Source organism: Ensifer sp. YR511 (genome assembly GCF_900103045.1).
Classification (GTDB): Bacteria; Pseudomonadota; Alphaproteobacteria; order Rhizobiales; family Rhizobiaceae; genus Ensifer; species Ensifer adhaerens.
The window spans coordinates 125,005-151,079 of the sequence record NZ_FNGR01000002.1 but is presented as its reverse complement, the minus strand read 5'-3'; the positions used below and the strand labels follow the sequence as shown (position 1 = coordinate 151,079).

The following is a 26,075-nucleotide window of genomic DNA, read 5'->3' as shown; positions in this document are numbered from 1 at the left end:
GCTATAATGGATCACTGCGCGTCCAACAGGGATGACAGCGATGCCGAATGCCACAGCCCTTGATGACGTCCTGCTGGCCCTTGCCCACCCGGTCCGCCGCCGGATGTTCGAGATCCTTTTTGCCGGCGAGGCGCGCGTCGCCGATATTGCCGTAGCCGTCGCGGTAGCCCGCGAAGAGCTGGAGACGCACATCGCGCTCCTGGAGGCTGCAGGCCTCGTCACCCGCCTCAAACGGCGCGACGGCGACGCCTTGATCGGCAATCCGGCGCCGTTGAGCGTCGCGGCCACCTGGATCAACACCAACCGCGAACTGTGGGTCATGCGCGTAGAGATGCCCGGCGTCCGCCCGGCTTCGCTGGGACAGCCGCAGGAGCCGCTGCCGGTGCGCGATCGGGGCGTCGACCACAAGCAGCGTCGTCCGCGGCCCAGCGGTCAGCGCGACGACAAGTCTTGAACACCGTTACTCGGCGCAGGCAACGGCCGCTCTCAGCGACCGGCTGCGCAACTGCCAAAGCGAATGGCCGATCAGCGCGAAGACGAGAATCGAGCCACCGATCAGCGTCTGCGTTGTCGGCGTTTCAGCGAAGACCATCCAGACCCAGATCGGCGCGAGAATAGTCTCTAGCAGATAGAACATGCCCACTTCCGGGGCTGAGAGATAACGCGGCCCGGTCGCAAGGCAGAAGAAGGCGAGCGGGATCATCACCAGGCCGTTGAAGAGGATGTAGCCGGGGGCGGCGATCGTGAAGCCGCCGGCCGGCAGCATCAGGAGAGCGACGGCCGCCGGGAAGATCGCCGTCACCAGCGGCACCAGCGCCATGTCGCGCTTGCTCGCACGGCTGATCGTAATCGCGCTTGCCAGCAGAAAGGCGGAGGATGCCGCCATGGCGTCGCCGAAGAGGTGACCGCTTTCCAGTCCGTCCTGGACGATCAGCCCGACGCCGAGCACCATGACCAGCATGGTCACGAGCGTCGCGTTCGATGGTCTCTCCTTCAGAAAGATCCAGGAGAGGATGGCGGCAAACATCGAGGTGAAGGCGAGGATGAAGACCACATTCGCCGTCGAGGTGTTGAAGACGGCGAGCAGGAACGTGCAGGAATTGATTCCGTAGAAGACGCCGACCAAAAGGCCGGTCTTGCCCGGCAGCAGCGAAATCTTCCGGCCGAGCACCCGGTTGAGCACGAACCAGGCGCCGAGCGCGATCACGAAAGTCGACAGGCTGCGCACGGCGAGCAGCGACCAGACGTCGCCGCCGGCGGATCGGATGAGCGGAATGTCGAAGGAGAGGGCAAGGCCGCCGAGGCCGGTGATGGCAAGGCCGCGCCGGTGCATCGCGGCATCGGAAGATGAACTCAATTTCTAACCCGTTTTCGTAGGAGCGGCTTCCAGGGTGGTGTCTCCGCCTTCATAGCGCTCCCAGCCACGGGCCATGAGGTGCTCTTGCGGCAAAAACTTTGTTTTATACCCCATCTTGCGCGAGCCTTTCACCCAGTAGCCGAGATAGACGTGGGGAAGGCCGCGCTCCCGGGCGCGGCGAATGTGATCGAGAATCATGAAGGTGCCGAGCGACCGCTCTTCCTGCGTCGGGTCGAAGAAGGAGTAGACCATCGACAGTCCGTCGCCCATGCGGTCGGTGAGCGCCGCAGCGATCAGCGGCCCGCGTGCCTTCTCGCTGACGCCGTCGCCTTCGACCCTCAGGCGATACTCGATAATCTTGGTGTGCACATGGGTGTCCTCGACCATCATCGCATAGTCGAGCACCGACATGTCCGACATGCCGCCCTTCTGGTGACGTCGGTCGAGGTATCGACGGAAGAGGTTGTACTGCTCGCTCGACGGCTCGGCCGGATATTCCGCCGAGATCACGTCGTGATTGGCGGCAAGCACCCGGCGCATGGAACGGGTGGGCTTGAACTCGTTGGCGAGGATGCGCACCGAAATACAGGCGCGGCAGGTCTCGCAAGCCGGGCGATAGGCGATGTTCTGCGAGCGTCGGAAGCCGCCTTGCGTCAGGAGATCATTGAGCTCGGGCGCGCGCTCGCCCACCATGTGGGTGAAAACCTTCCGCTCCATCTCGTTCGGCAGATAAGGGCAGGCTGCCGGCGCAGTCAGATAAAATTGCGGAGACGGTGCGGTCTGTGTGTTCATCGAGTGCGGAGGTCACTCTTCGCGCTGTGGTTCATGACAGTAGCATGGCGCAAGAATGGAAAACGTCAACTCACTCGTTTGCCGCTTCCGCCTGCGCCGGCCGATATTTTAGTGGTGACCACAATAGGTGGCGGCGGTGAGGCGGAAAACACCGCCTTACGCTTTCAGCTCTATGCCTGCGCCGGTTTCAATACATGTCGCGGCGCACCGTGACGGTACCGATCAGCAGGTCGTGCAGCAGGCGGCTGCGGTCGGTGAAAAGGCCGATCAGCAGGATCAGCGGCGTCAGCAGCGCGTTGGCGATCCAGAAGATGACGAGGTGGACGATCGCCGTCAGGAAGTCCATCGGGCGTCCATCAGTTCGAGCGATCGCCAGGCCCATCAAGCGCATACCGGGAGAGGCCTGTTCGCGGCCACCGACCGTCAGTCCGAAATAGAGCATGGCGACGATCGCAAAGAGCGCCGGATAAAGCATAAAGCCGAGGCCGAGCGTCAGGATGCCGAGGAAGAAGACGACGACCGCCGCGGGGATCCAGAGGAGCGCGATGATCGCGTAATCGAGCAGAAAGGCAAAGACGCGTCGCGACAGCACGCCCTGATAGGCGCGCCAGTCATTGCTCGGCAGCCTCAGTTCTTCGTTGTGCATGGTCATCGGTCAAAAGCCTCGTTTGGTTGCAGCAAGGATATGGGATGGCATTCCCTGCAAAACAAGGATCGGAGCCGGGATCAAGCGGTACGTTTCAGCGGCCTTTGGCGAGAATGCGGGCCACTTCGACCGCGAAGTAGCTGAGGATGCCGTCGCAGCCGGCGCGCTTGAAGGCGAGCAGCGTTTCGAGCATCACCTTCTCGCCATCGATCCAGCCGTTGGCAGCCGCCGCCTTCACCTGCGAATACTCGCCGGACACCTGATAGGCAAAGACCGGCAGGCCAAAGGCTTCCTTCATCCGCCAGCAGATGTCGAGATAGGGAAGGCCTGGCTTCACCATCAGCATGTCGGCGCCTTCCTCGACGTCGAGGGCTGCGTCGCGGATCGCTTCGGTGCCGTTGGCCGGGTCGATGTAATAGGTCTTCTTGTCGCCTTTCAGAAGGCCGCCGGTGCCGATCGCCTCGCGATAGGGACCGTAGAAGCCGGAGGCGAACTTCGTCGCATAGGACATGATGCCGACATTCTGGTGGCCGTGAGCGTCGAGCGCCTGGCGGATGGCGCCGATGCGTCCGTCCATCATGTCGGAGGGGGCGATGATATCGGAGCCGGCGTCCGCCTGGGCGACGGCCGCCCTTGCGATCGTCTCGACCGTCTCGTCGTTGACGATCTCGCCATTGCGCAGGATGCCGTCATGGCCGTGGCTCGTGAAGGGGTCGAGCGCGACGTCGGTGATGATGCCGATCTCAGGCACGGCTTTCTTGAAGGCGCGCGTCGCCTGGTTGATCAGGTTGTCGGCGGCAAGACTGTTGGAGCCGGTATCGTCGCGCAGCGACAGGTCGATGTTGGGGAAGGTGGCGATCGCCGGGATGCCGAGATCGGCCGCTTCCTTCACCGCTTCGACCGCCTTGTCGATGCTCATGCGGTTGACGCCCGGCATCGCGTCGATCGGCTGGATGATGTTCTCGCCCGGCACGATGAAGATCGGCCAGATCAGGTCGTCGACGGTCAGGCGGTTTTCCTGCACCAGCCGGCGCGTCCAGTCGGCCTTGCGGTTGCGGCGCATGCGGCGGTGGCCGGTGACCCTGTCCACAAGATTTGTCCTGTCGTTCATCGCGCCGCGCCTTTCCCGTGAAAATCGTCGATAGCCAAGCGCTTTATCATGGGCTGGCCGCCATTGGGAACCGCGCGGCCGGCGAACGGGCTGCGGCATTTCTTCTCTTTAAGAGGAGCCATGGGGGAGGGGACGGCGCGATGCCGCTGGCGGATGGCAAAGACCCGCCCTATCTTGCCGGCCATGCTTCATGATTCTGCCCATGTGCCGAAACCGTCGCTGACCGAGATCCTCTTCGGTCTCTTTCTGCGTCTGGTCTCCGCCTCATGCATCTGGTTCGCGCTGAACTACTGGGCCATGCTGATCGGCTTTTCCCATGGCGGCGCCGGACGCTTCGATCTCCTGACGCCGGAGTGGCGGGCGGCCGCAACCGCACTTGCCGTCATCTATCCGGTCGCCGCCCTCGGCCTGTGGCTGCTGGTCTCCTGGGGGCCGGTCGTCTGGGTGGTTGCGGCAGCCATCGAGATCGTGATGTGCGAGTTCTATCCGGCCAGTTTCGGCGGCCGTCCGCTGCTGGTCGTGCTGCATGCGGCGGTTGCCGTTACCTTCGTTCTTTTCCGCGCGGCGATCTTCTACCAGCGCTGGCGGCTCGCCAGGCAGGTAAGGGTTGATTCACCCTGAGACAGGGTCGCCAAATGGCAAGCTCTTGTTAAGGCTGCGGTTTAAGTAGAATTTTAGACGTATTCGATAGGGTCTCACTCAAGGCGGGAAGACAAACAGACACCGCCAAACAAAACAGTGAGGCAGTCAAATGAACACCAAGATGAAGCCGCAGGCAGTTCAGCCCCGAGACCCCCAGGAAGAAACCATCCGCGGTCTCTATATGGAATCCCTTCACCTCGTCGAGCGTCTGCACCGCCGCCTGCTCGACGTCATCAAGGACGAGTTCGACCGCGAAGGTCGCAGCGACGTCAACGCCGTTCAGGCCCTGTTGCTCTTCAACATCGGCAACTCGGAACTGACCGCCGGCGAACTTCGCTCCCGCGGCTACTACCTCGGCTCGAACGTCTCCTACAACGTCAAGAAGCTCGTCGATCTCGGCCTGATCAACCACCAGCGCTCCCGCGTCGACCGCCGCTCGGTCCGCATCAGCCTGACGGAAGACGGCCAGGAAATCGCCGAAACCGTTGCCAAACTCTACGAGCGCCACGTCGGCTCGATCCAGAAGGTCGGCGGCATCGGCTCGGACGAGTTCACCCAGATGAACAAGCTCTTGCAGCGCCTCGATCGCTTCTGGAACGACTCGATCATGTATCGCCTGTAATCAGGCCAAAACCTCCAGTTCAAGGGTCGGGCGCAATCCCTGCGTGTCCGACCTTTGCCATTTGCGGCACCCCGTTCTGTTGCCGAAAAGCTGCACCGCTGCGGCACGCTTTCCTCGCGTTCGCGTGATTTTTCAAACCAAAAACATTAGTAAACCAGAATGTTGCCGTTTCCGGTTCGGCCGCAACCCAGTCGCGTCCAGCGAAAAGCAAAAGGCATGCCATGTCGCCGTTCGCTCGCGCCGAGACACGAATTGGCCATATTGCTATGACAGCGACGACGGCATGCGGTAGGTGCGCCCACGTGTTTTCTTGCATGTGGATTCGTTTCGCGTTTCGCCTGCCGGATGAGGGTCCTCACTCGCGGCATCGTGAAGACATGTGAGGGCAGGGTGGCTCGTTGGTTGACCTTTGTTAACCACGATCGTGTTAGGGCTCCGGCAACGTGCGTGTCAGCGCATAGGGCGCGTGCCGACGCATTGGGATGGTAGGATTATGTCGAAAAAGAATGGAATTGATGCATTCTCGCGCCGCGCCTTCTTGCGCTCGGCAGCGACCTTCGGCGCCGTGGCAGTCGCCGGCGCGGCAAGCGCACAGGACGCCCTGAACGAGATCATCAATTCGCCTCGCCGTGGCTCCTGGGACGACCAGTTTGACGCGAAAGGGGCATCGCGCACCGCGACGACGGTCGTTTCGAACACGCCGGTTTTCGGCCCGGAAACGATCGCCCATGTGCAGCAGGCGATCTTCGACTATCAGAACATCGTGTCCCAGGGCGGCTGGCCGTCGGTCCAGACCAGCGTCAAGCTTGAACTCGGCGTCACCGATCCGTCCGTGCAGCAGCTCCGCCAGCGCCTGATGGTTTCCGGCGACCTGCCGCGTTCGGCCGGCATCTCCTCGTCCTTCGACAGCTACGTCGAAGGCGCGGTCAAGCGCTTCCAGGCCCGCCACGGCCTGCCGGCGGACGGCGTCATCGGCGAATACACGCTGAAGGCGATCAACGTCGACGCCAACACCCGCCTCGGCCAGCTCCAGACCAACCTCGTGCGCCTGCAGTCGATGTCCGGCGACCTCGGCCGCCGCTACGTGATGGTCAACATCCCTGCGGCCTACATCGAAGCGGTCGAGAACGGCCGCGTGGCGCTGCGCCACACGGCGATCGTCGGCAAGATCGACCGCCAGTCGCCGATCCTGAACTCGAAGATTTACGAGGTCATCCTCAACCCCTACTGGACCGCGCCGCGCTCGATCATCCAGAAGGATATCATGCCGCTGATGCGTAAGGATCCGACCTATCTGGCGCGCAACTCGATCCGCCTGTTTGATGGCAGCGGCGGCGAAGTGTCGCCGGAGACGGTCGACTGGAACGCCGAAAAAGCGCCGAACCTGATGTTCCGCCAAGACCCGGGCAAGATCAACGCGATGTCGTCGACGAAGATCAACTTCCACAACGAGCATCAGGTCTACATGCACGACACGCCGCAGCAGGGCCTGTTCAACAAGCTGATGCGCTTCGAATCGTCGGGCTGCGTGCGCGTACAGAACGTGCGCGACCTTTCGACCTGGCTTCTGAAGGAAACGCCCGGCTGGTCGCGCCAGCAGATCGAGGCGACCATCAAGACCGGCGTCAACACGCCGATCACGCTCGCCGAGGAAGTCCCTGTTTTCTTCACCTACATCACCGCCTGGTCTGCCAAGGACGGCGTCGTGCAGTTCCGCGACGATATCTATCAGCGCGACGGTGCCACCGAACTGGCGCTGCAGACCCCCTATGGCGTCGAGCAGTCGCCCGGCTCGGTCGACCAGGACGCCTTGCCGCAATAAGCGAATTTGCGACACGGAATTCTTCGAGCCGCGCTTCCCTTGGGAGCGCGGCTTTTTCATGGGTTGAGCGCCGCGATATTTCGGCGCGGCAGATGGGGGAAATGACGCAAACCGCACAGCGGATATTGCTCTCGCCGTGCGAGGAAGCTAAAGAACTGCCACCCTTGAGAGGAGCCTCGCGCCGATGACTGCACAGACGAATGACGCCTTCTTCACCCGCTCTCTGGCCGACAGCGATCCGGACATCTTCGGTGCGATCGAAAAGGAGCTGGGTCGCCAGCGCCACGAGATCGAGCTGATCGCCTCCGAGAACATCGTTTCCCGCGCCGTGCTCGAAGCCCAGGGCTCGATCATGACCAACAAATATGCCGAGGGCTACCCGGGCAAGCGCTACTACGGCGGCTGCCAGTTCGTCGACATCGCCGAGGAGTTGGCGATCGAGCGCGCCAAGAAGCTCTTCGGCGTCAACTTCGCCAACGTTCAGCCGAACTCCGGTTCGCAGATGAACCAGGCCGTGTTCCTGGCGCTCCTGCAGCCGGGTGACACCTTCATGGGCCTCGACCTCAACTCGGGCGGTCACCTGACGCACGGTTCGCCGGTCAACATGTCCGGCAAGTGGTTCAACGTCGTCTCCTACGGCGTGCGTGAAGACGATCACCTGCTCGACATGGACAACGTCGCCGAGCAGGCGCGCAAGCACAAGCCGAAGCTGATCATCGCCGGCGGCACCGCTTACTCGCGCATCTGGGACTGGAAACGCTTCCGCGAGATCGCAGACGAAGTCGGCGCCTGGCTGATGGTCGACATGGCGCACATCGCCGGTCTCGTTGCCGGTGGCCAGCATCCGTCGCCGTTCCCGCATTGCCACGTTGCAACGACGACGACGCACAAGTCGCTCCGCGGCCCGCGCGGCGGCATGATTCTGACCAACGACGAAGATATCGCCAAGAAGATCAACTCGGCCGTCTTCCCGGGTCTCCAGGGCGGTCCGCTGATGCACGTCATCGCCGCCAAGGCCGTGGCACTCGGCGAAGCGCTGCAGCCGTCGTTCAAGGACTATGCGGCTCAGGTCGTCAAGAACGCCCGCACGCTCGCCGAAACGCTGAAGGCCAACGGCCTCGACATCGTATCGGGCGGCACGGACAACCACCTGATGCTCGTCGACCTGCGCAAGAAGAACGCAACCGGCAAGCGCGCGGAAGCCGCCCTTGGCCGTGCCTTCATCACCTGCAACAAGAACGGCATTCCGTTCGATCCTGAAAAGCCCTTCGTCACCTCGGGTGTCCGTCTCGGCACGCCCGCCGGCACGACCCGTGGCTTCAAGGAAGCCGAGTTCAAGGAAATCGGCGAGCGGATCGTCGAGGTTCTTGACGGCCTGAAGGTCGCCAACTCCGACGAGGGCAATGCCGCCGTCGAAGCCGGTGTTCGCGACAAGGTCATCAAGCTGACCGACCGCTTCCCGATGTACGGCTACATGTGATCGGTCGCCCATGCGCTGCCCCTATTGCGGTTCTGAAGACAGTCAGGTGAAGGATTCCCGTCCGGCAGAGGACGGGAATGCCATTCGCCGCCGCCGGATTTGTCCGGATTGCGGAGGTCGTTTCACGACCTTCGAACGGGTGCAGTTGCGTGAACTGATGATCATCAAGAAAACCGGTCGGAAGGTTCCTTTCGACCGGGACAAGCTTCTCCGGTCCTTCGAGATTGCGCTGCGCAAGCGCCCGGTCGATCGCGACCGCATCGAGCGGGCTGTTTCCGGCATCGTCCGTCGCCTCGAAAGCTCCGGCGAGACCGAGATCCCTTCGGAAGAAATCGGCCTGCAGGTGCTCGAAGCGCTGAAGAGCCTCGATGACGTGGCCTTCGTGCGCTACGCTTCGGTCTATCGCGATTTCTCCCATGCGGAGGATTTTGAGAAGGTCATCACCGAGATCAGCGCCAAGATCGCGCGCGATCCCGGCGAGTAGATTACGCTGGATAGAGCCATGACAGCGCCCAACCGTGAAGACGAGAGGTTCATGGCCGCGGCGCTGAGGCTGGCTCGCCACCATCTCGGACAGACATCCACCAATCCCTCCGTCGCCTGCCTGATCGTCAAGGACGGCGTTATCGTCGGCCGGGCCGTAACCGCGCGGAGCGGCCGCCCGCATGCCGAAACCCAGGCACTGACGGAGGCCGGTGCGAAGGCGAGGGGTGCTACGGCCTATGTGACGCTGGAGCCTTGCTCCCATCACGGCAAGACGCCGCCTTGCGCCGATGCACTTGTCGCCTCCGGCATATCCCGCGTGGTGATTTCGATCCTCGATCCGGACGTGCGGGTTGCCGGGCGTGGCGTCGTGCGCCTGCGCGATGCTGGCATCACCGTCGATATCGGTGTGCTCCCCGAGGAAGGGCATCACGCGCTTGAAGCCTACCTCATGCGCCAGGTCAGCAAGAGACCTTATGTGACTCTCAAGCTTGCGGTTTCGGCCGATGGCATGATCGGCCGCAAGGGCGAGGGGCAAGTGCGCATCACCGGTCCGATTTCGCGCGGGCAGGTACAGATGCTGCGCGCGGAGACCGACGCGATCCTGGTCGGGATCGGCACGGCTGCGGCTGACGATCCGGAACTGACCGTACGCTTGCCGGGGCTCGAACATCGCTCGCCGTTGCGCATCGTTCTCGACCGCCGGCTCGACCTGCCGCTTTCCTCCAAACTGGTGTTAACGGCGCGGGAGGTCCCCGTCATCGTGGTCTCCAGCGACGGATCCGGCGATGCGGATGCGGACGTTGATGACGGCCGAGCAGCACGCAAGGCGGCCCTCGAGGCCGCCGGTGTCGAGGTGCTCGAAGCCGGCTCGATCGCCGACCTTCTTGCGGCACTCGCTTCCCGCGGTATCTCCTCGCTGATGGTCGAAGGCGGTGCTGTGGCTGCACGCGCCTTTCTCGATGCTGATCTGGTCGACCGTATCCAGCTCTACACCGGACCGGGGACCATTGGCGAAAACGGCATTGCATCCCCATTTGACCGTAAGTCCGTGCCGGCAGGCTTCCGGCGCGTCGCCCAGGCACGGTATGGCGGCGATCTGTTCGAGGAATACGAAAGAGAAAACTGATGTTCACAGGCATTGTTACCGATATCGGCACCGTCGACGCCGTCACCCCGCTGAAAGAAGGTATCAAGCTGCGTGTCGCCACGAGCTACGACCCGAAGACCATCGACATGGGTGCCTCGATCGCCCATTCCGGCGTCTGCCTGACGGTGACGGCTTTGCCTGAAGCCGGCAGCAACGAGCGCTGGTTCGAGGTCGAGGCCTGGGAAGAGGCGCTCCGCCTGACGACGATCGCCGGCTGGACCAAGGGAACGCGCATCAATCTCGAGCGCTCGCTGAAGATCGGCGACGAGCTCGGCGGCCACCTGGTTTCCGGCCATGTCGACGACAAGGCGGAAATTCTGTCGGTGGAAGCGGAAGGCGACGCTGTGCGCTTTCGTCTGCGGGCGCCTGAGCATCTGGCGAAATTCGTCGCGCCGAAGGGATCGGTCGCGCTCGACGGCACGTCGCTGACGGTCAACAAGGTCGCCGGCGCCGAGTTCGACGTGCTCCTGATCCGCCATTCGCTGGAGGTCACGACCTGGGGTGAGCGCAAGGCCGGCGATTTCGTGAACTTCGAGGTGGACACCATGGCGCGTTATGCGGCGCGCCTCGCCGAATTCCCGGCACCAAAGCCGGAGTAAGCCGACTTCCTCTTTTGCCGAATGCAAACCGCCCCCAATTGGGGGGCGGTTCTGGTTTCGGGAGGTGTTGACACTCAACGCACGTAGAGGGTCAGGCTGCCATCGGCTGCCTGTTCGGCGCCGGCAATGTTGTTCATCTCGACATTCTGCGCCTTGAGCTTGGCTGCAAGCGGCTTGTTGCCTTCGACGGCCGCGTGCAGGGACGAAATCTGTTGCGGCGTCGCTTCGTTGATCCACATGCGCGTCTGGCTCGATTCCTTCAGCGTATCCACGTCGACGACGTTGAAATGATCGCCCTTGAAATCGCGAACGGTGTGGTCGATTTCGGCCGGCCAGTTCATGGCTGCGCTCGCAGCATAGGAGACGCCGCCGAAGGAAAAGGCGGAGAGAGCAGCGATGACGGAAAGCTTGGCTATGCGGTTCATGGTCATGCTCCTTTGTTTGCCGGCAACAAGGCGCAAACCGACCCGTTACGGGAACGCGGAACCTTGCGGGTTTCCGGGCCGGTGAGGACCGCCCTTTGCGGCGGCCAGCAGGGTTCGTTTGCGGGCGTTGTCACCCGCAAGCAAAGGCGCTGGACTGTTTCGACTGATTGGTCGGCGTTTGCTCCCTTCTTGGGGAGGGCGCGTCGTGCCAACGACTAGGAAACTGGGCCGGAATGTGGCCCTTTCCATGGCGCTGGCATCAGGAAAACAATTAAAAATTGTTCATGTTTCGGCGTGCGCGCGAGCCCTTGGGTCGCCTGTCGCAGCTGCTGCCTTCTGCTGGCGCTCGAACATGATCACGTGGTTGCCGTGATAGGTCGTTCGCCAGAATTCCTTGAAGCCGTGCTTCTCCGCGACCCGGATCGAGGCGCGGTTTCCGACGTCGATGATGCAGGTCTTGCGTAGCTTCGGAAACTGGTGGTCGGCCCACTTGAGCGCCGCACTGACGGCTTCCGTCGCCAGCCCCTTGCCGTGCGCTTTCGGTGACAATGCCCATCCGGTTTCCATCGTCCCTTCGAGCGAAGGCGTGATGGCGCGGTGCACGTCGTGGAAGCCGGCCTCGCCGAGAAAACCCCCGGTCTCCCGGTCCTGGATGGCAAAGAAGCCAAAGCCGAAATAGTGCCACATGCCGACCTGGCGCAGGAATCGCGTCCAGGACTGTTCGCGCGTAAACGGCACCCCGCCGACATAGCGGATCACCTCGGCATCGCCGAACAGCGCGGAATAGGCGGGGAAATCGTCACGGCGGTAGGGGCGCAGGATGAGGCGGTCGGTCTCGATAATGGGAACGCTATGCATATTCGATCCTAAGCTGTGATGAAATCAGGCGCCGGGCTCGCCGTCCCAGTAGTCGACATCGCTTTCCGGACGGCCGGTGAAAAGGAAGCGTCTTTGGCCATCAGAACCACGCGTCCTGGCAAGGAATTTGCCGGAGTCCGGATACTCGCAGATTTCCGTGGCCGCCTTGGTCGAGATGGAAAGGTACTTGAGCGGCACCGAGCCGGTGTTGATCAGGTGGTGGGCCGTTTCCGGTCCACCCGCAGGGGCGCCCAGAATGTCGCCGGGGCCGACCGGATATCGCTCGCTGCCGAAGCGATACGTGCCTTCGCCTTCGATGATGATGAAAAGTTCTTCTTCGACGTGATGATTGTGGAACGGGCAGCCGGACTTGCCCGGCGGTACTTCACCGTAGCCGATGCCCAGATCCTTGAGGCCGAGTAGCGCGCCGAAGGCGGCGTCGCGGGATTCGAAAAAGGTGCCTTGCGTCCAGTAGTCGAGTTCTAGGTTTTTGGGATTAACGATCGGCTTTTTCGTATCGGTCACATGTTCCTCCCTTGCGTACCGTTGTCGCGGCAACGCTAATACGTTCTATCCGTGTCGCGCGTTCGTCCCGTCGTCAACCTGCGATCGCTAAAATTAGCGACGATGGTTACAGGAATACATCCTAGTGTTGCAATCCATTGGCGAAAGCATATGGGCGCTATCGCGCGTTGGTTTAACGCCGAGCTGCGCGGTCACGTTCGTCTGCCGATCAGCGCCGTGGCGACCTCGTGAAGACACCTGGCGATCCCAACGAAAAGGGTTTTCATTTCTTCGGTCGGTGGCAGGAGATCGGGCACCATGACCGTCATCATGCCGGCAGACGAAGCCGAACGCACGCCGTTGTGGCTGTCTTCGAGAGCGAGGCAATACTGCGGCGCGATACCGAGCCGACTTGCAGCCGTCAGGAAGGGGCCGGGTGCGGCTTGCCATGATCGTAGTCGCCAAAGGCAACGACCGTCGGGAAGCGGTCGCGCAATCCGTGCCGGTCGAGATTGCGCTGGACGTCGTGATGTTGTGACGAGGTGGCAATCGCAAACGGCAGGCCCATGCCGTCAAGCAGGTCGAGGAGATCGACGACGCCAGGCTTCAGCCGCAGCTCGGTCGTTGCCATTGTCGCAAATTGCGCCGAGGCACGCTCCCAGAACTGAGCGAGGTCGAAGGCATCGCCGAAACGACCGCGCAGCGACACGCGTGTCGCCTCGGCCGAAAGCCCGATCGTATCGAGATAAAGGGAGACAGGCATGTTGTGACCGAGCGCTGCCGCCGTCTGGATCATCGCGTCGCGGTAGAGCGCTTCGGTGTCGAAGAGCAATCCGTCCATGTCGAAGACGACGCCAAGAGGTTTCATGGGCAGGACGATGTTACGAAAAATCCAGCTTGATATCGACGGCTTCGAACTTGGAACCAGCAACGCGGCCGCGCAAGACCCACGGCACTGGCTTTTTGCAGCGGCAACGGCCGCATGTTGCGGCCCTGTAAACGCGGCAAAAGGCCGTCTGCGGCGGAATTTGCTTGCCATTCGGCGCCGGGCGTGGTTTTACCGCCGCCTCAGCCGGTCGCATCCGGCGCGGAACTCTCAAAGACAGGTGATCCATGGCAGAGACCACGGCAGCCCACATCCTGATTGTGGAAGCGCGTTTCTATGACGATATGGCCGATGCATTGCTCGACGGCGCCAAGCATGCGCTGGACGCAGCCGGGGCCACCTATGATATCGTGACGGTTCCGGGTGCGCTCGAAATCCCGCCGGCGATTGCCATGGCACTCGACGGCGCCGACGAGGGCGGCACCGAATATGATGGTTTCGTGGCCCTTGGCATGGTCATTCGCGGCGAAACCTACCATTTTGACATCGTCGCGAACGAGTCTTCGCGCGCGATCATGGACCTCGCCGTCAGCGAGAGCCTTGCGATCGGCAATGGTATCCTGACGGTGGAGAACGACGATCAGGCCTGGGCGCGCGCCCGCCGGTCGGAAGGCGACAAGGGTGGCTTTGCTGCGCGTGCGGCACTGACCATGATTGAACTTAAGAAGAAATTGGGCACGGAAAAGTGACGAAAACCCCCTCGGATCAACCGCTGAAGCAGGTCAACCAGCGCGGTGCAGCACGCCTCGCTGCGGTGCAGGCGCTCTATCAGATGGACATCGGCGGCACCGGTGTCCTCGAAGTGGTTGCTGAATACGAAGCGCATCGCCTCGGACAGGATGTCGACGGCGACACCTACCTGAAGGCTGACGCCTCCTGGTTCCGGTCGATTGTCGCCGGTGTCGTGCGCGACCAGCGCAAGCTTGATCCGCTGATCGGCTCGGCCCTCCAGGACGACTGGGCTCTGTCGCGCCTCGATTCCACCGTGCGTGCCATCTTGCGCGCGGGCACATTCGAGATGCTCGAGCGCAAGGACGTGCCGGTTCCGGTGATCGTCACGGAGTATGTCGAGATCGCCAAGGCTTTCTTCTCGGATGATGAGCCCAAGCTGGTCAATGCCGTTCTCGACCGCATTGCCAAGCAGGTCCGCGGCGAACCGAGGAAGTAAAGTCGATGGTTGCGGCTGCTGCTGAGGACATGGGGAACACCCTTCGCGAAACACGCCGCAACGTTTACCTCCTGACAGCCGCACAGGCCGTTCTTGGCGTCGTCGGCCCCATCTGCTTTTCGGTCGGCGGTGTCGCCGGCTACCAGATGCTGGCGGAGGACAAGTCGCTGGCCACCGCGCCGCTCACCGCCTTTAACGTCGGCATGGCGCTCGGCGTCGTGCTGGTTGCGGTGTTGTCGCGCCTGATCGGCCGCCGCTTCGCCTTCATGAGCGGGACCGCAATCGCGGCCGCCGGGGCAGCACTCGCCGCCGTCGCGCTCTTCCGCGAGAATTTCTGGCTTTTCGCCTTCGCCCTTGCGATGCTCGGCTCGTCGAACGGCTTTACGCAGAAGTTGCGGTTCGCCGCCGCCGACGCCTCGCCGTCGTTCTACAAGCCCAAGGCAATCTCGCTGATCCTTGGTGGCGGCATCGTTTCGGCCGTTCTCGGTCCGCAGATCGTCATTTTTGCTGGCGACCTGTTCGCGCCGGTTTCCTTTGCCGGGGCTTTCGTCGTCCTGATGCCGATTTGCCTGGTTGCAGCCCTGTTTTTCGCGCCGCTGCGGCTGCCCGAGCCGGGCGCAATGGTGAGTGCCCACCACGATCAGTCTGTCCGTCCCCTCGGCGAGATTGTCCGCAGCCAACGCTTCGCCACCGGCATGATCTGCGGCATTTCCAGCTACGCGCTGATGACCTTCATGATGACCGGGGCGCCGGTCGCCATGGTGATCGGCTGCGGCTTCTCGACCGAACTCGCCACGCTCGGCATCCAGTGGCACGTGCTGGCGATGTTCGCGCCAAGCTTCGTCACCGGCATGCTAATCAGCCGCTTTGGCGCCGAGCGCATTGTCGGCTGCGGCCTCCTTCTGCTGATGGCCTGCGCGGCGGTTGCGCATATGGGTATCGAGCTCTGGAACTTCTGGGGCGCGCTCGTATTGCTCGGCCTTGGCTGGAATTTCGGCTTCATCGGCTCGACGGCGATCGTTGCCAGCAGCTATCGCCCACAGGAGGCCGACAAGGTTCAGGCCTTCCACGACATCATCCTGTTCACCACGGTGGCACTGTCGTCGTTTGCCTCGGGCAAGGTGCTAACCGCCTATGGCTGGGACATGCTGAACGCGGTCGTGTGGCCGGTAACGATCGTCTGCCTTATCCTCCTGCTGCTTCTGAAGCGGGCGCCGCGCAAGGCCGCCGCCTAACGCTCCATTCCCCTGAAATCTAAAGCGAACGAGGCGCCGCCAGTGGCGTTTCTCGGGGCTTGACGATCTCCTGTTGCAACCGCACTCTGGCCGCGCCGTGAGGGGTGCTGCTTGAGGAGGTGGTGCGTGATTCGCGGTTTTGAGGGGCCTGCGGCCGGGAGTGAGTCCGCGGGTTGTAACGGAGGGTAATGCGAAATGACCATTTTATTGGGCGTTATCGCATGCGGGTTGCTCGCGGTGGCTTATGCCATCTGGGCAACACAGTCGGTGCTTGCCGCCGACCAGGGGAACGCCCGCATGCAAGAAATCGCAGGCTACATTCGTGAAGGGGCGCAGGCCTATCTCACGCGTCAATACAAGACCATTGCCATTGTCGGCGTCGTCGTATTCATCGCCGCTTGGGTTCTTCTTTCTCCCGCCGCCGCTTTCGGCTTTCTGATTGGTGCGATCCTTTCGGGTGCCGCGGGTTTCATCGGCATGCATGTTTCGGTCCGGGCAAACGTCCGCACTGCCCAGGCGGCGTCCGTGAGCCTCGCCTCCGGTCTCGATATCGCATTCAAATCCGGCGCGATCACCGGCCTTCTTGTGGCCGGCCTCGCACTCCTTGGCGTCTCGGTCTACTACGTCGTCCTCACGGCCGGCCTGGGTCATGAGCCCGCCTCGCGCGAAGTCATCGACGCACTGGTGTCGCTCGGCTTCGGCGCATCGCTGATTTCGATCTTCGCCCGTCTCGGCGGTGGCATCTTTACCAAGGGTGCCGACGTCGGCGGCGACCTCGTCGGCAAGGTCGAAGCCGGCATTCCCGAGGATGATCCGCGCAACCCGGCAACCATCGCCGACAACGTCGGCGACAATGTCGGCGACTGCGCCGGCATGGCAGCCGACCTGTTCGAGACCTATGCGGTCTCGGTCGTGGCGACCATGGTTCTGGCGGCGATCTTCTTTGCCGGCACGCCTGTGCTTGCGACCGTCATGGTCTATCCGCTCGCCATCTGCGCGGCTTGCATCATCACCTCGATCGTCGGCACCTTCTTCGTGAAGCTCGGGTCCAACAACTCGATCATGGGTGCGCTCTACAGGGGCTTGATCGTGACCGGTGTCCTGTCGATCCTCGGTCTCGGCGCCGCCACGTCCTTCACCATCGGCTGGGGCACGATCGGCACCGTCGCCGGCAAGGAGATCACCGGCTGGAATCTGTTCCTCTGCGGTATTCTCGGCCTGATCGTAACGGCCCTGATCGTGGTGATCACGGAATACTATACCGGCACCAACAAGCGGCCGGTCAACTCGATCGCCCAGGCGTCGGTGACCGGTCACGGCACCAACGTGATCCAGGGCCTGGCCGTCTCGCTGGAATCGACGGCTTTGCCGGCGATAGTCATCGTCGGCGGCATCATAGCGACCTACCAGCTTGCCGGCCTCTTCGGCACTGGCATCGCCGTCACCGCCATGCTTGGCCTTGCCGGCATGATCGTGGCGCTCGACGCCTTCGGTCCGGTCACCGACAATGCCGGCGGCATCGCGGAAATGTCGCATCTGCCGCCGGAAGTGCGTAAATCCACCGACGCGCTCGACGCCGTCGGCAACACCACCAAGGCCGTCACCAAGGGCTACGCGATCGGCTCGGCCGGTCTCGGTGCGCTGGTGCTCTTTGCCGCCTACTCGAACGACCTCAGCTACTTTGTCGCCAACGGCGACAAGTATCCGTACTTCGCCGATGTCGGGCAGATCTCCTTCGATCTCTCCAACCCTTACGTGGTCGCGGGGCTGATCTTCGGCGGTCTCATTCCCTACCTCTTCGGCGGTATCGCGATGACTGCGGTCGGCCGTGCGGCCGGGTCGATCGTCGAGGAGGTTCGCCGCCAGTTCCGCGAGAAGCCCGGCATCATGCAGGGGACCGAACGGCCGGACTATGGCCGCGCCGTCGACCTTCTGACAAAAGCGGCGATCCGCGAAATGGTCATTCCTTCGCTGCTCCCGGTGTTGGCGCCGATTGTCGTCTATTTCGGCGTGCTGCTGCTCTCGGGCTCGAAGGCTTCGGCTTTCGCGGCTCTCGGTGCCTCTCTGCTCGGTGTCATCGTCAACGGCCTCTTCGTGGCGATCTCGATGACCTCGGGCGGCGGTGCCTGGGACAACGCCAAGAAGAGCTTCGAGGACGGGTTTGTCGACAAGAATGGCGAACGCCATCTGAAGGGCTCCGAGGCCCACAAGGCGTCGGTAACCGGCGACACCGTCGGCGACCCCTATAAGGACACGGCCGGGCCGGCTGTGAACCCGGCGATCAAGATCACCAACATCGTGGCGCTCTTGCTTCTGGCCGTCCTCGCCTGATCGCATCGATGCGCAAACAAAAGGCCCGCGGAACATCGTTCCGCGGGCCTTTTGTTTGGAATGGGGAGGCTTAGTTGCCGAAGTCCTTGAACAGGCTGCGCGCCGCGGCCTGACCGGCGCCGGGGCCCGTCAGCAGCTGGCCGAGGAAGCTCGTTTCCTTGCCACCTGTCGGCGTCGTGCGTGTCAGCATGTCGAAGACCTTGCCGTCCTTCAGCGTATAGTGAGCCAGCTGGCTGACGGTGCCTTCCTTGTCGAAATAGACGGCCAGGATCGATTGGTCGATCAGCTTGGGCTTCATGAAGGCGACAGGGCGCTTGCGCGTCTGCGAGATGTAGTAGAACACTTCGTTGTCGAAGGTCGCGGTCGTCGACGGCGTGCCGAGCGAGAGCAGCACCTGCTCGCGGCTGGAACCGACCGGAACGAGGTTTAGCGTTTCCTGATCAACCACATAGCCCTGATGGAGAACTTCACCGACATTGGCGGACTGGCAGGCGGAAAGGGTAAAACCGGCGATGGTGGCTACGACCGCCACGCGGCCGAGGGTCTTAAAGTTTTTTCTCAAATACCGCTTCGTCAACGACAGCTCCCCTTGGAGAAACGATGGCAGATCCGCCATTGCAATTCGTGCCTGCTTCGGTAAACCAGCTTCGGCTGTCATGCAACAACGTCATGGGCGCTTGCGCGCATTTCGAGAAAGCCAAGCCCGAGCTTTGTGATGATTTTTGGACTGTTTAAAAGAAAAAGTGGCAACACCGCGATTGTCGAGCGGCAATATGCATTGCTGACGGCGGCGGCACGCCAGCCCTACCTTTACACCGACCTCGATGTTCCGGACACGGTCATGGGCCGGTTCGAGATGCTATCGGCGACGCTGATCCTCTATTTCCGCCGCACACGTGCTTCGGCAAGGCCTGGCCAGGAAATCGCCCAGGAGATCATCGATGCCTTCTTCGAGGATGTGGATCACTCGATCCGCGAGCTCGGTGTCGGCGATGCCGGCGTGCCGAAGAAGATGAAGAAGTTGGCCGGCATGTATTACGGTCGACTCGAATCCTATGCGGCGGCGCTGGAAGCAAGGGACGTCGAGGCCCTGGCGGCAGCGCTCAGGCGCAACTTCCACCCTGATGGCGGCGACGCGGCGCCTTCGATGGTTGCGCTCGCTGGCTATCTGCTGGCGGTTGAGGCCCAGCTCGTCGACGTCGCGGAAGACGCCGTCGAAATCGGCCAGTTGCACATTCCGCCGGCTGGGGCGTAATAGAAAACAAGAGCGTCGCCACCGGCAGCCGGTTGGCGGCTGCGTTCGCGATGGGTGCCAGGTAGCCCGCGCGAGGAAGGATCCAATCATGAAAGACGAAAGTCAGGCGGCCTTTTCTTATCCGGTGAAAGTAGGGCACATTTCGGCGAACGCGGTCAGCGTGCATCTCTCCGCCAACGAGCGCGAGCGCAAGGCGCTTGCCGCGCTTTGGAACATCAACGAGGTTCTGTCGCTCGAAGCCGACCTGCAGATCGCGCGCTGGAAGAAGGATGGCGTGAAGATCAAGGGCGACGTCAGGGCCCGCGTCGTGCAGAGCTGTGTTGTCACTCTTGAGCCGGTCGAAGCCGATATCGACGAACCGGTCGAAGCGATCTTCGTGCCCGAGGGCTCGCGGCTTGCCCGCCAGGCGAGCAATGACGGCGGCGAGATGATTCTCGACCCTGACGGCCCCGATATTCCCGATACCTTTATCGGCGACACCATCGACGCCGGCGTCGTCGTCAGCGAGCAGGTTGCACTCGCGATCGAGCCTTATCCCCGTAAGCCCGGCGTGACGTTCGGCGAGCGCATCGAGAGCACATCTGCCGATGACAAGAAGCCGAACCCCTTTGCGGTCCTGAAGGACTGGAAAAAGGACTGAGGTCGCGAAAGCGTCATCTACAATTCGGTTGTCACGCAAAGGAAAAGCAGTATTTTGGCCCCAAACCGGCCAGAAGAGCCGCTAAAGCGATCTGCCGCGTGCTTGGCTCAAGCGTCAGAAGCAATATGTTTCGTCAATGCGTTTCCGTTGAGTACGCCGCGGCGGCACGTGTTGTGTGGCAGAAATGAAGGATAAGACACGCGTGGTCAGAATTTCACTTGACGTGATGGGGGGCGACTATGGTCCTGAAGTCGTCATCCCCGGCGCCGCAAGGGCGCTTGAACGTCATCCGGACATCAAGTTCGTTTTGTTCGGCATCGAAGCGCAGTGCGCGGGCCTCCTTGAAAAACATCCGAAGCTGAAGGCCAACAGCACCTTTTACGACTGCGAGATTGCAGTCGCCATGGACGAGAAGCCGAGCCAGGCGCTTCGCCGCGGCCGCGGCAAGTCGAGCATGTGGAAAGCGATCGACGCGATCAATGCCGGCGAGGCAGATGTCGTCGTTTCCGCCGGCAATACCGGCGCGCTGATGGCCATGTCGGTCTTCTGTCTGCGCACCATGCAGGGAATTCAACGGCCGGCGATCGCCGCCATCTGGCCGACGCTGAAAGGCGAGAGCATCGTGCTTGATGTCGGCGCGACGATCGGCGCGGACGCGCAGCAATTGATGGATTTCGCGCTGATGGGCGGCGCCATGGCACGGGCGCTGTTCGAGATCGAGCGGCCGATGGTCGGGCTGCTGAATGTCGGCGTCGAGGAAATCAAGGGACAGGAAGAGGTCAAGGAAGCCGGCCGCCTGATCCGTGAGGCCAACATCGACGGCTTCGACTATTACGGCTTCGTCGAGGGCGACGACATCGGTCGCGGGACCGTCGACGTCGTCGTCACGGAAGGTTTTTCCGGCAACATCGCACTCAAGGCCGCCGAAGGCACCGCGCGCCAGATCGCCGAATATCTGCGCGCGGCGATGTCGCGCACGCTTCTTGCCAAGATCGGCTACATCCTGGCCAAGGGCGCATTCGACCGCCTGCGGGAGAAGATGGACCCGAGGAAGGTCAATGGCGGCGTGTTCCTCGGCCTCAATGGCGTCGTGATCAAGAGCCATGGTGGTGCAGATGCCGAGGGTTTTGCAGCCGCGATCGATGTCGGCTACGACATGGTGAAGAATGGCCTGAAGTCGAAGATCGAGCTCGATCTGGCGAAGTACCATGGCGGCGAACCGCCCAAGGCCCTTTCCGCCGGCATGAATGATGAGGTTTGAATAGATGATCCGTTCCGTCGTTCGCGGTTTCGGCGCAGCTTTGCCGAAGCGCGTGGTCACCAATCAGGAGCTGGAATCCAAGGTCGATACGTCCGATGAGTGGATCGTGCAGCGCACCGGCATCCGGCAGCGCTACATCGCCGGCGAGGGCGAAACCACAGCTTCGCTCGGCGAAGGTGCCGCGCGTGCTGCGCTCGCCAATGCTGGGCTTACCCCTGATGATATCGACCTGATCATCCTGGCGACCTCCACTCCCGACAACACGTTTCCGGCAACAGCTGTCAACATCCAGGACCGCCTCGGTATGCGCCATGGCGCGGCCTTCGACATGCAGGCGGTCTGCTCGGGCTTCGTCTACGCGGTTACCACGGCGGATGCCTATATCCGCGGTGGGCTTGCCAAGCGCGTGCTGGTGATCGGCGCGGAGACCTTCTCGCGTATCCTCGACTGGAACGACCGCACGACCTGCGTGCTCTTCGGTGACGGCGCCGGCGCCATCATCCTGGAAGCCCAGGAAGGCGAGGGCACCATTGCCGACCGGGGCGTGCTGACGGCGAAGCTTCGCTCCGACGGCGCACATCGCGACAAGCTCTATGTGGATGGCGGCCCTTCGACCACTGGGACGGTCGGCCATCTGAAGATGGAAGGCCGCGAAGTCTTCAAGCACGCGGTCGGCATGATCACCGATGTGATCGAGGCTGCCTTCGAGGCGACCGGGACGACGGCCGAAGATCTGGATTGGCTGGTGCCGCACCAGGCCAACCGGCGCATCATCGACGGCTCCGCCAAGAAGCTCGGCATCCCTCTCGATAAGGTTGTGGTCACGGTCGATCTCCATGGCAACACCTCCGCAGCCTCCATTCCGCTGGCGTTGAATGCGGCGGCGGGCGACGGCCGGATCAAGAAGGGCGACCTCGTCCTGCTCGAGGCCATGGGCGGCGGCTTCACCTGGGGCTCCGTGCTTCTCCGCTGGTAAAGAAATTGCTTAAGCAACAGACGCTTGACCGCAAAAGGCAAGGGCAATAGTCTTCGGACGCTGATCGGCGTACCAGACGTTGGTGGGGGAAGATGAGCGGAAAAACAGTAACACGGGCGGACTTGGCTGAGTCGGTTTTTCGCAAGGTGGGTCTGTCGAGGACAGAGTCTGCCGAATTGGTGGAAACCGTCATTGACGAAATATGCAACGCAATCGTGCGTGGCGAGAGTGTGAAGCTGTCCTCTTTCGCGACCTTCCAGGTCCGCGACAAGAACGAACGCATCGGGCGAAACCCGAAAACCGGCGAGGAAGTGCCGATTTCGCCCCGGCGCGTGATGACCTTCAAGGCGTCGAATGTCTTGAAGCAGCGCGTCCTGAAGGCGCATCTGGGCCGCAGGGCCAAGCAGAAACCGGTATCTCCCGTTTCGTGAACGCCTGACGACAGCCACAAATGTGGTTGAAAACCCATCCATAAGCCGTTGAAATGGAGCCGATTCGTGCCATCATTGGCGCGGTATCGGCTCACTACGGCTTTCGAGCCTGAGTCGCACGGCATGGATTGGGAACGATATGGAAAAGAGCCCGGACGCTTTTCGCACCATCAGCGAGGTCGCTGACGATCTCGATCTGCCGCAGCATGTCCTGCGTTTCTGGGAAACCCGCTTCCAGCAAATCAAGCCGATGAAGCGCGGCGGGGGCCGGCGGTACTACCGGCCGGAGGATGTCGACCTTCTGAAGGGTATCCGGCATCTGCTCTATGATCACGGCTATACGATCAAGGGCGTGCAGAAGCTCCTGAAGACCAACGGCAACAAGTTCGTCGCGGCGATTGCAAGCGGCGATCTCGCGACCGTCGAGGCGCTGGCAGCCTCCAGCAACGAGGAGCCGGCACCGCCGAAGGCTGGTCTTTCCGAGGAGGATCAGATCGTCGGCCGCGCCAAGGCGCCGGCGAGCCGCCGTTTCTTCTCCTTCGGCGGCAACAGCGACGACGTGCCGGAGATCTCGCTCGGAAAATCCTCGTCCGTTGGCAAGGAAGATCGCGCCCTGCTTCAGGAGGCGCTCTACGACCTCCTGGAATGCAAGCGGCTTCTCGACCAGGTGCGCTGAGAAAGCCATTTCAGGCGATTATCAAGACCGGTTCCGCACGGCCGAACGTCTGCCGAATGCGGTTGCCTCCACAGACACCTTTTACACGATTGCCAAGATGGTGCCGTCGGCGGGGTGCCCGCCGACGGGGGGCATATGCGCGTCCGTCCGCAGGGCGCCCGCGCGACTATTCCAGCAAGGATTGAAAGGCGTCAGTAGGAGATCCGGAAGCCGCCGGGGCTCGCCGCGGAGACGTCGGGCTCCGGGTAGGGGCCGGTCCACTGCGCATAGGTCGTGTTGGTCGAACCGGAGGTCGCACAGCCGGAGAGCGTGAGAAGCGCAAGCGCGGTGAGGGCCATAAGGGACTTAAGAGGCATGGTTTTCTCCTAGAAGGGGAGACGCTCCAGGCCTCAAGGGCCAGTATCAAACTGTCCCTCAAATCATCCATGATGGCAAGCTCACGTTGCGTTAGGCAGCAAGTTTCGAGCGACGGGATCTCGTTTTGGTGAAGGTTCGGTAGACGGACGAGCGGTCGGTGATTTCCTCGTCAAGCAGCATCGGAACTTGCAGACACCCAGTGGCGCTCCACGGTCGCATCACAGGCGCGACGCCATGCTGTGAGTTTCCGGAAAGTCCCGTTGGACTTTCGGTTCCCAAACATACTTTTCCACGCCGTTTGTTCCTTTTTCGATCCAGGCCGCATTTTCCCGCTTGCGCTCTAAGCGTTGGTTATATAGGGGTTTCCTCGGTTCGGAGCGTAGCGCAGCCCGGTAGCGCACTTGACTGGGGGTCAAGGGGTCGTGGGTTCGAATCCCGCCGCTCCGACCATTTTCCTCTTTGATTTCAGTCATACAGCAGCGCTACCGCAATTGGCGGCTGGCGGTAGCCAGCAGTTCCACGCGTAAAATCGCGCATTCGGGCACCCATTGCCCCGGCAAAAATCTCAAACGCCTGCTGATTGTTTCGCTTTGGCCCACCGTGTCTGCTCCGAGATCGGATGCGGTTTTGTCGCTTGCGCCTGACAAAATTTATCGCCCATCGGAAATCGCTAAAATGCCTCGTTCCGGTGCGATGGTCCACGCGGCTGGGGTCGATCGCCGTCCTCGCGAAAGTGATGGAATGGCCTCATGGCGGGCGTCTGTCTGCCAAAGGAGGAAATGTAATGAAGACGTTTTCGAAGATTTTTGCCGCGTCGTTGCTCGGGCTTTCGGCCCTGACGGCGATGCCGCTCATCTCGGCGTCCGGCACTGCCCGTGCAGACGACGCCGTCATCCTCGTTCCGGGCCAGCCCACCGGCTCGCCGGGCGATACGGGTACAGCGAGTTCCAACCCGGACACCGGTGCTCCGAGCTCCAACCCTGATACCGGCACCGCAAACGCCAACGGTGATACCGGGGCGCCGAGTTCAAATCCCGATACCGGTGGCGGTTCGGGCGCAGAAGGGTCGACGCCTTAAGCGATCCTGCAAACGCAGCAAAAGAGGTCCTTCAGCAGGGCCTCTTTTTTGTTTCCCGAGAATACAGCGCGGCAATCACGCCGTTCTTTCTGCGCTACCTGGTTGACTGGAGCAGGTCGACCGTCTGCCGCTTTGAGGCCGCCTTCTGGTAGAGGGCCTCTGTGCGATCGAGCATGACGGCGAGCGTAAAGCGGTCCTTCAGGTTTTCGGCGCTAGCCGACAGGGCCTTGAAGCGTTCGGGATCCGCCGCCTGGATCATGGTCTTGGCGAGCGCGGACGTGTCGTCGCTATTGGGCAGGATGTAACCGTTCCGCCCGTCCTCGATCACCGTGCGCGCGCCACCGATGTCGGTTGCGATGATCGCCTTGCCGGCGGCGGCCCCTTCGAGCATCACATAGGACATGGCCTCGTAGCGGCTTGGCATCACCAGGAGGTCGAAAGCGGGAACGGCTTGCGGGCCGGTAAAGGCAGAGGTGAGATGCATGCGGTTCTGCAGTCCGCTTTCGGCGATCGCCTTGCGAAGGTCACCTTCGAGCTCGCCGCTGCCGACCATGACCAGGTGGCTGTTTCTGACGGAAGCGGCGACACTCTTGAACGCTGCGATCAGCCGTTCCGGCGCCTTCTGTACGGAAAGTCGTCCAACGAAGCCGAAGACGAAAGCGTCCGGCGCGATCCCGAAGCTCGCGCGCAGCGTCTGCGCCATTTCGCATGAGGGCGGTGCCACGCCGTTGACGATCACCGACATGCGCTTCTCGGGCATATGCAGCGAGAGCGCATGGTGGAACTCGTCGTCGGAAACGCAGATCAGTTGATCGGTAAAGAAACGGGCCAGCGCCCATTCGATCGTGCCGTAGATCAACCGTCCACCACGGCCGAGCGTCGGGTCCAGTGTGCGAAAGGCGTGGGGCGTGTAGATCCGCGGAACATGAGAACCAGGCAGCCGCAGGCGTGTCAACGCACCGGCCTTGGAACTGTGGCCATGGATGATGTCGAAAACGTTGGCCCGCATGATGCGGCGGAGTTCGAGAAAGTAGCCGAAGTCAGACGGTCCGGGTGCGCGCTTCATGTTGACGGCGTGTACGGCCGGCAGGCCGATTGCCTTCAGTTCACGAACGAAACCTTCCTCGGCGCGCACTGGCGAATAGACGGCCTCGACGTGATGCCCGCGCTTGTGCATGCCGCGGCACAGATCGAGAAAGTGCCGGCCCGAGCCGCCGCCACTCGGCTCCAGCACCTGCAGGAGCTTGAGGGGAGGGGCCGGCGACCGGCGCGGAACCACATGTTCCATGG

At 62.2% G+C, this 26,075-nt stretch carries 31 protein-coding genes, 1 tRNA gene and 1 pseudogene; 20 read left to right on the top strand and 13 right to left on the bottom strand.

Annotation, left to right across the window (positions count from 1 at the left end):
- Positions 1 to 40: 40 nt before the first annotated feature.
- A pseudogene (locus BLU15_RS05250) lies at positions 41 to 334 on the top strand (transcriptional regulator); the annotation flags it as partial.
- A gap of 126 nt (positions 335 to 460) precedes the next feature.
- Here the strand turns inward: BLU15_RS05250 and BLU15_RS05245 are convergent.
- The 5 genes from BLU15_RS05245 to BLU15_RS05225 form a co-directional block, all read right to left on the bottom strand.
- Positions 461 to 1,357 carry a DMT family transporter gene (locus tag BLU15_RS05245; protein ID WP_060522160.1) on the bottom strand — a complete coding sequence of 299 codons (897 nt, stop codon included), beginning with the start codon at positions 1,355 to 1,357 and terminating at the stop codon, positions 461 to 463.
- Between the two features lie 3 nt (positions 1,358 to 1,360).
- On the bottom strand, positions 1,361 to 2,149 hold the full coding sequence (locus tag BLU15_RS05240) for an arginyltransferase (RefSeq protein ID WP_034803779.1): 789 nt from the start codon (positions 2,147 to 2,149) through the stop codon (positions 1,361 to 1,363).
- A 187-nt stretch (positions 2,150 to 2,336) separates the two neighbouring features.
- Positions 2,337 to 2,801, bottom strand: coding sequence for an RDD family protein (locus BLU15_RS05235; RefSeq protein ID WP_034803777.1), 465 nt, complete (start codon positions 2,799 to 2,801; stop codon positions 2,337 to 2,339).
- A gap of 88 nt (positions 2,802 to 2,889) precedes the next feature.
- Positions 2,890 to 3,906, bottom strand: a complete 1,017-nt coding sequence (hemB, locus tag BLU15_RS05230; protein ID WP_090294563.1) for a porphobilinogen synthase — start codon at positions 3,904 to 3,906, stop codon at positions 2,890 to 2,892.
- A complete protein-coding gene (locus BLU15_RS05225) occupies positions 3,903 to 4,091 on the bottom strand; it encodes a hypothetical protein (protein ID WP_060522162.1) in 189 nt (62 codons plus the stop codon). The genes hemB and BLU15_RS05225 overlap by 4 nt, the downstream gene beginning before the upstream one ends.
- On the opposite strand from BLU15_RS05225, the gene BLU15_RS05220 reads away from it, so the two are divergent.
- The 7 genes from BLU15_RS05220 (at position 4,090) to BLU15_RS05190 (ending at position 10,704) form a co-directional block, all read left to right on the top strand.
- Complete coding sequence (locus tag BLU15_RS05220) at positions 4,090 to 4,527, top strand: DUF6163 family protein (protein WP_090294561.1); 438 nt, start codon at positions 4,090 to 4,092, stop codon at positions 4,525 to 4,527. The genes BLU15_RS05225 and BLU15_RS05220 overlap by 2 nt on opposite strands.
- A 130-nt stretch (positions 4,528 to 4,657) precedes the next feature.
- Positions 4,658 to 5,170 carry a transcriptional regulator LdtR gene (ldtR, locus tag BLU15_RS05215; RefSeq protein ID WP_034803764.1) on the top strand — a complete coding sequence of 171 codons (513 nt, stop codon included), beginning with the start codon at positions 4,658 to 4,660 and terminating at the stop codon, positions 5,168 to 5,170.
- A 493-nt stretch (positions 5,171 to 5,663) separates the two neighbouring features.
- Positions 5,664 to 6,992: a L,D-transpeptidase family protein gene (locus BLU15_RS05210; RefSeq protein WP_034803761.1), complete on the top strand. Its 1,329-nt coding sequence runs from the start codon at positions 5,664 to 5,666 to the stop codon at positions 6,990 to 6,992.
- Between the two features lie 184 nt (positions 6,993 to 7,176).
- A complete protein-coding gene (glyA, locus tag BLU15_RS05205; protein WP_034803759.1) occupies positions 7,177 to 8,472 on the top strand; it encodes a serine hydroxymethyltransferase in 1,296 nt (431 codons plus the stop codon).
- A 10-nt stretch (positions 8,473 to 8,482) separates the two neighbouring features.
- Entirely contained in the window at positions 8,483 to 8,956 is a 474-nt protein-coding gene (nrdR, locus tag BLU15_RS05200) for a transcriptional regulator NrdR (protein ID WP_034803756.1), read from the top strand.
- Between the two features lie 18 nt (positions 8,957 to 8,974).
- Positions 8,975 to 10,084, top strand: a complete 1,110-nt coding sequence (gene ribD, locus BLU15_RS05195) for a bifunctional diaminohydroxyphosphoribosylaminopyrimidine deaminase/5-amino-6-(5-phosphoribosylamino)uracil reductase RibD (RefSeq protein WP_090294560.1) — start codon at positions 8,975 to 8,977, stop codon at positions 10,082 to 10,084.
- Positions 10,084 to 10,704 carry a riboflavin synthase gene (locus BLU15_RS05190; RefSeq protein ID WP_060522164.1) on the top strand — a complete coding sequence of 207 codons (621 nt, stop codon included), beginning with the start codon at positions 10,084 to 10,086 and terminating at the stop codon, positions 10,702 to 10,704. Before ribD ends, BLU15_RS05190 begins: the two co-directional genes overlap by 1 nt.
- 74 nt (positions 10,705 to 10,778) lie before the next feature.
- On the opposite strand, the gene BLU15_RS05185 is transcribed toward BLU15_RS05190, so the two are convergent.
- The 5 genes from BLU15_RS05185 to BLU15_RS05170 form a co-directional block, all read right to left on the bottom strand.
- Positions 10,779 to 11,129 (bottom strand): hypothetical protein, encoded by a 351-nt coding sequence (locus BLU15_RS05185; RefSeq protein WP_060522165.1) that lies wholly within the window; start codon positions 11,127 to 11,129, stop codon positions 10,779 to 10,781.
- A 282-nt stretch (positions 11,130 to 11,411) separates the two neighbouring features.
- On the bottom strand, positions 11,412 to 11,987 hold the full coding sequence (locus tag BLU15_RS05180; RefSeq protein WP_089043957.1) for a GNAT family N-acetyltransferase: 576 nt from the start codon (positions 11,985 to 11,987) through the stop codon (positions 11,412 to 11,414).
- A 24-nt stretch (positions 11,988 to 12,011) separates the two neighbouring features.
- Positions 12,012 to 12,512 carry a cupin domain-containing protein gene (locus tag BLU15_RS05175; protein ID WP_090294558.1) on the bottom strand — a complete coding sequence of 167 codons (501 nt, stop codon included), beginning with the start codon at positions 12,510 to 12,512 and terminating at the stop codon, positions 12,012 to 12,014.
- A 191-nt stretch (positions 12,513 to 12,703) separates the two neighbouring features.
- Positions 12,704 to 12,892, bottom strand: a complete 189-nt coding sequence (locus BLU15_RS39960) for a hypothetical protein (RefSeq protein ID WP_244546713.1) — start codon at positions 12,890 to 12,892, stop codon at positions 12,704 to 12,706.
- A gap of 20 nt (positions 12,893 to 12,912) precedes the next feature.
- On the bottom strand, positions 12,913 to 13,359 hold the full coding sequence (locus tag BLU15_RS05170) for an HAD family hydrolase (protein WP_244546710.1): 447 nt from the start codon (positions 13,357 to 13,359) through the stop codon (positions 12,913 to 12,915).
- Between the two features lie 245 nt (positions 13,360 to 13,604).
- Between BLU15_RS05170 and ribH the strand changes: the two genes are divergently transcribed.
- From ribH to BLU15_RS05145, 4 genes are all read left to right on the top strand, one after another.
- Positions 13,605 to 14,066 carry a 6,7-dimethyl-8-ribityllumazine synthase gene (gene ribH, locus BLU15_RS05160; protein ID WP_034803742.1) on the top strand — a complete coding sequence of 154 codons (462 nt, stop codon included), beginning with the start codon at positions 13,605 to 13,607 and terminating at the stop codon, positions 14,064 to 14,066.
- The gene (nusB, locus tag BLU15_RS05155) at positions 14,063 to 14,545 is read left to right on the top strand and encodes a transcription antitermination factor NusB (protein WP_034803740.1); all 483 of its coding nucleotides are present in this window, start codon (positions 14,063 to 14,065) and stop codon (positions 14,543 to 14,545) included. Before ribH ends, nusB begins: the two co-directional genes overlap by 4 nt.
- 5 nt (positions 14,546 to 14,550) lie before the next feature.
- Entirely contained in the window at positions 14,551 to 15,780 is a 1,230-nt protein-coding gene (locus BLU15_RS05150) for an MFS transporter (RefSeq protein WP_060529814.1), read from the top strand.
- Positions 15,781 to 15,975: 195 nt separating this feature from the next.
- Positions 15,976 to 18,111, top strand: coding sequence for a sodium-translocating pyrophosphatase (locus BLU15_RS05145; protein ID WP_090294555.1), 2,136 nt, complete (start codon positions 15,976 to 15,978; stop codon positions 18,109 to 18,111).
- A 70-nt stretch (positions 18,112 to 18,181) separates the two neighbouring features.
- Here BLU15_RS05145 and BLU15_RS05140 read toward each other — a convergent pair whose 3' ends face one another.
- Entirely contained in the window at positions 18,182 to 18,688 is a 507-nt protein-coding gene (locus BLU15_RS05140) for an outer membrane protein assembly factor BamE (RefSeq protein ID WP_034804258.1), read from the bottom strand.
- A gap of 138 nt (positions 18,689 to 18,826) precedes the next feature.
- Between BLU15_RS05140 and BLU15_RS05135 the strand changes: the two genes are divergently transcribed.
- The 6 genes from BLU15_RS05135 to BLU15_RS05110 all read left to right on the top strand — a co-directional run bounded on the left by BLU15_RS05135 (position 18,827) and on the right by BLU15_RS05110 (position 23,350).
- Positions 18,827 to 19,366 (top strand): ubiquinol-cytochrome C chaperone family protein, encoded by a 540-nt coding sequence (locus BLU15_RS05135; RefSeq protein WP_034803730.1) that lies wholly within the window; start codon positions 18,827 to 18,829, stop codon positions 19,364 to 19,366.
- An 88-nt stretch (positions 19,367 to 19,454) separates the two neighbouring features.
- Positions 19,455 to 20,006, top strand: coding sequence for a YceD family protein (locus tag BLU15_RS05130; protein ID WP_034803727.1), 552 nt, complete (start codon positions 19,455 to 19,457; stop codon positions 20,004 to 20,006).
- Positions 20,007 to 20,208: 202 nt separating this feature from the next.
- On the top strand, positions 20,209 to 21,267 hold the full coding sequence (gene plsX / locus BLU15_RS05125) for a phosphate acyltransferase PlsX (protein WP_034804255.1): 1,059 nt from the start codon (positions 20,209 to 20,211) through the stop codon (positions 21,265 to 21,267).
- A gap of 4 nt (positions 21,268 to 21,271) precedes the next feature.
- Positions 21,272 to 22,243 carry a beta-ketoacyl-ACP synthase III gene (locus BLU15_RS05120; protein ID WP_090294554.1) on the top strand — a complete coding sequence of 324 codons (972 nt, stop codon included), beginning with the start codon at positions 21,272 to 21,274 and terminating at the stop codon, positions 22,241 to 22,243.
- Positions 22,244 to 22,335: 92 nt separating this feature from the next.
- Entirely contained in the window at positions 22,336 to 22,674 is a 339-nt protein-coding gene (locus BLU15_RS05115; protein ID WP_034803721.1) for an integration host factor subunit alpha, read from the top strand.
- A gap of 139 nt (positions 22,675 to 22,813) precedes the next feature.
- The gene (locus BLU15_RS05110) at positions 22,814 to 23,350 is read left to right on the top strand and encodes a MerR family transcriptional regulator (protein WP_060580887.1); all 537 of its coding nucleotides are present in this window, start codon (positions 22,814 to 22,816) and stop codon (positions 23,348 to 23,350) included.
- A gap of 191 nt (positions 23,351 to 23,541) precedes the next feature.
- Here the strand turns inward: BLU15_RS05110 and BLU15_RS39450 are convergent, their stop codons facing one another.
- Positions 23,542 to 23,706: a hypothetical protein gene (locus BLU15_RS39450; RefSeq protein ID WP_089043959.1), complete on the bottom strand. Its 165-nt coding sequence runs from the start codon at positions 23,704 to 23,706 to the stop codon at positions 23,542 to 23,544.
- 374 nt (positions 23,707 to 24,080) lie between these two features.
- Here BLU15_RS39450 and BLU15_RS05100 point away from each other — a divergent pair.
- Positions 24,081 to 24,157, top strand: a tRNA-Pro gene (locus tag BLU15_RS05100).
- A gap of 334 nt (positions 24,158 to 24,491) precedes the next feature.
- Entirely contained in the window at positions 24,492 to 24,785 is a 294-nt protein-coding gene (locus BLU15_RS05095; RefSeq protein WP_034803714.1) for a hypothetical protein, read from the top strand.
- A 94-nt stretch (positions 24,786 to 24,879) separates the two neighbouring features.
- On the opposite strand, the gene BLU15_RS05090 is transcribed toward BLU15_RS05095, so the two are convergent.
- On the bottom strand, positions 24,880 to 26,073 hold the full coding sequence (locus BLU15_RS05090; protein ID WP_090294552.1) for a glycosyltransferase: 1,194 nt from the start codon (positions 26,071 to 26,073) through the stop codon (positions 24,880 to 24,882).
- Positions 26,074 to 26,075 lie beyond the last annotated feature (2 nt).

What these genes read in the sequence shown, in the direction of transcription:
- BLU15_RS05240 (WP_034803779.1), bottom strand. Translation starts at nt 2,149, where the DNA reads ATGAACACACAGACCGCACCGTCTCCGCAATTTTATCTGACTGCGCCG.
- BLU15_RS05235 (WP_034803777.1), bottom strand. Translation starts at nt 2,801, where the DNA reads ATGACCATGCACAACGAAGAACTGAGGCTGCCGAGCAATGACTGGCGC.
- hemB (WP_090294563.1), bottom strand. Translation starts at nt 3,906, where the DNA reads ATGAACGACAGGACAAATCTTGTGGACAGGGTCACCGGCCACCGCCGC.
- BLU15_RS05220 (WP_090294561.1), top strand. Translation starts at nt 4,090, where the DNA reads ATGCTTCATGATTCTGCCCATGTGCCGAAACCGTCGCTGACCGAGATC.
- BLU15_RS05225 (WP_060522162.1), bottom strand. Translation starts at nt 4,091, where the DNA reads ATGGCCGGCAAGATAGGGCGGGTCTTTGCCATCCGCCAGCGGCATCGC.
- ldtR (WP_034803764.1), top strand. Translation starts at nt 4,658, where the DNA reads ATGAACACCAAGATGAAGCCGCAGGCAGTTCAGCCCCGAGACCCCCAG.
- BLU15_RS05210 (WP_034803761.1), top strand. Translation starts at nt 5,664, where the DNA reads ATGTCGAAAAAGAATGGAATTGATGCATTCTCGCGCCGCGCCTTCTTG.
- glyA (WP_034803759.1), top strand. Translation starts at nt 7,177, where the DNA reads ATGACTGCACAGACGAATGACGCCTTCTTCACCCGCTCTCTGGCCGAC.
- nrdR (WP_034803756.1), top strand. Translation starts at nt 8,483, where the DNA reads ATGCGCTGCCCCTATTGCGGTTCTGAAGACAGTCAGGTGAAGGATTCC.
- ribD (WP_090294560.1), top strand. Translation starts at nt 8,975, where the DNA reads ATGACAGCGCCCAACCGTGAAGACGAGAGGTTCATGGCCGCGGCGCTG.
- BLU15_RS05190 (WP_060522164.1), top strand. Translation starts at nt 10,084, where the DNA reads ATGTTCACAGGCATTGTTACCGATATCGGCACCGTCGACGCCGTCACC.
- BLU15_RS05185 (WP_060522165.1), bottom strand. Translation starts at nt 11,129, where the DNA reads ATGAACCGCATAGCCAAGCTTTCCGTCATCGCTGCTCTCTCCGCCTTT.
- BLU15_RS05180 (WP_089043957.1), bottom strand. Translation starts at nt 11,987, where the DNA reads ATGCATAGCGTTCCCATTATCGAGACCGACCGCCTCATCCTGCGCCCC.
- BLU15_RS05170 (WP_244546710.1), bottom strand. Translation starts at nt 13,359, where the DNA reads ATGAAACCTCTTGGCGTCGTCTTCGACATGGACGGATTGCTCTTCGAC.
- ribH (WP_034803742.1), top strand. Translation starts at nt 13,605, where the DNA reads ATGGCAGAGACCACGGCAGCCCACATCCTGATTGTGGAAGCGCGTTTC.
- BLU15_RS05150 (WP_060529814.1), top strand. Translation starts at nt 14,551, where the DNA reads ATGGTTGCGGCTGCTGCTGAGGACATGGGGAACACCCTTCGCGAAACA.
- BLU15_RS05145 (WP_090294555.1), top strand. Translation starts at nt 15,976, where the DNA reads ATGACCATTTTATTGGGCGTTATCGCATGCGGGTTGCTCGCGGTGGCT.
- BLU15_RS05135 (WP_034803730.1), top strand. Translation starts at nt 18,827, where the DNA reads ATGATTTTTGGACTGTTTAAAAGAAAAAGTGGCAACACCGCGATTGTC.
- BLU15_RS05130 (WP_034803727.1), top strand. Translation starts at nt 19,455, where the DNA reads ATGAAAGACGAAAGTCAGGCGGCCTTTTCTTATCCGGTGAAAGTAGGG.
- BLU15_RS05120 (WP_090294554.1), top strand. Translation starts at nt 21,272, where the DNA reads ATGATCCGTTCCGTCGTTCGCGGTTTCGGCGCAGCTTTGCCGAAGCGC.
- BLU15_RS05115 (WP_034803721.1), top strand. Translation starts at nt 22,336, where the DNA reads ATGAGCGGAAAAACAGTAACACGGGCGGACTTGGCTGAGTCGGTTTTT.
- BLU15_RS05110 (WP_060580887.1), top strand. Translation starts at nt 22,814, where the DNA reads ATGGAAAAGAGCCCGGACGCTTTTCGCACCATCAGCGAGGTCGCTGAC.
- BLU15_RS39450 (WP_089043959.1), bottom strand. Translation starts at nt 23,706, where the DNA reads ATGCCTCTTAAGTCCCTTATGGCCCTCACCGCGCTTGCGCTTCTCACG.
- BLU15_RS05095 (WP_034803714.1), top strand. Translation starts at nt 24,492, where the DNA reads ATGAAGACGTTTTCGAAGATTTTTGCCGCGTCGTTGCTCGGGCTTTCG.
- BLU15_RS05090 (WP_090294552.1), bottom strand. Translation starts at nt 26,073, where the DNA reads ATGGAACATGTGGTTCCGCGCCGGTCGCCGGCCCCTCCCCTCAAGCTC.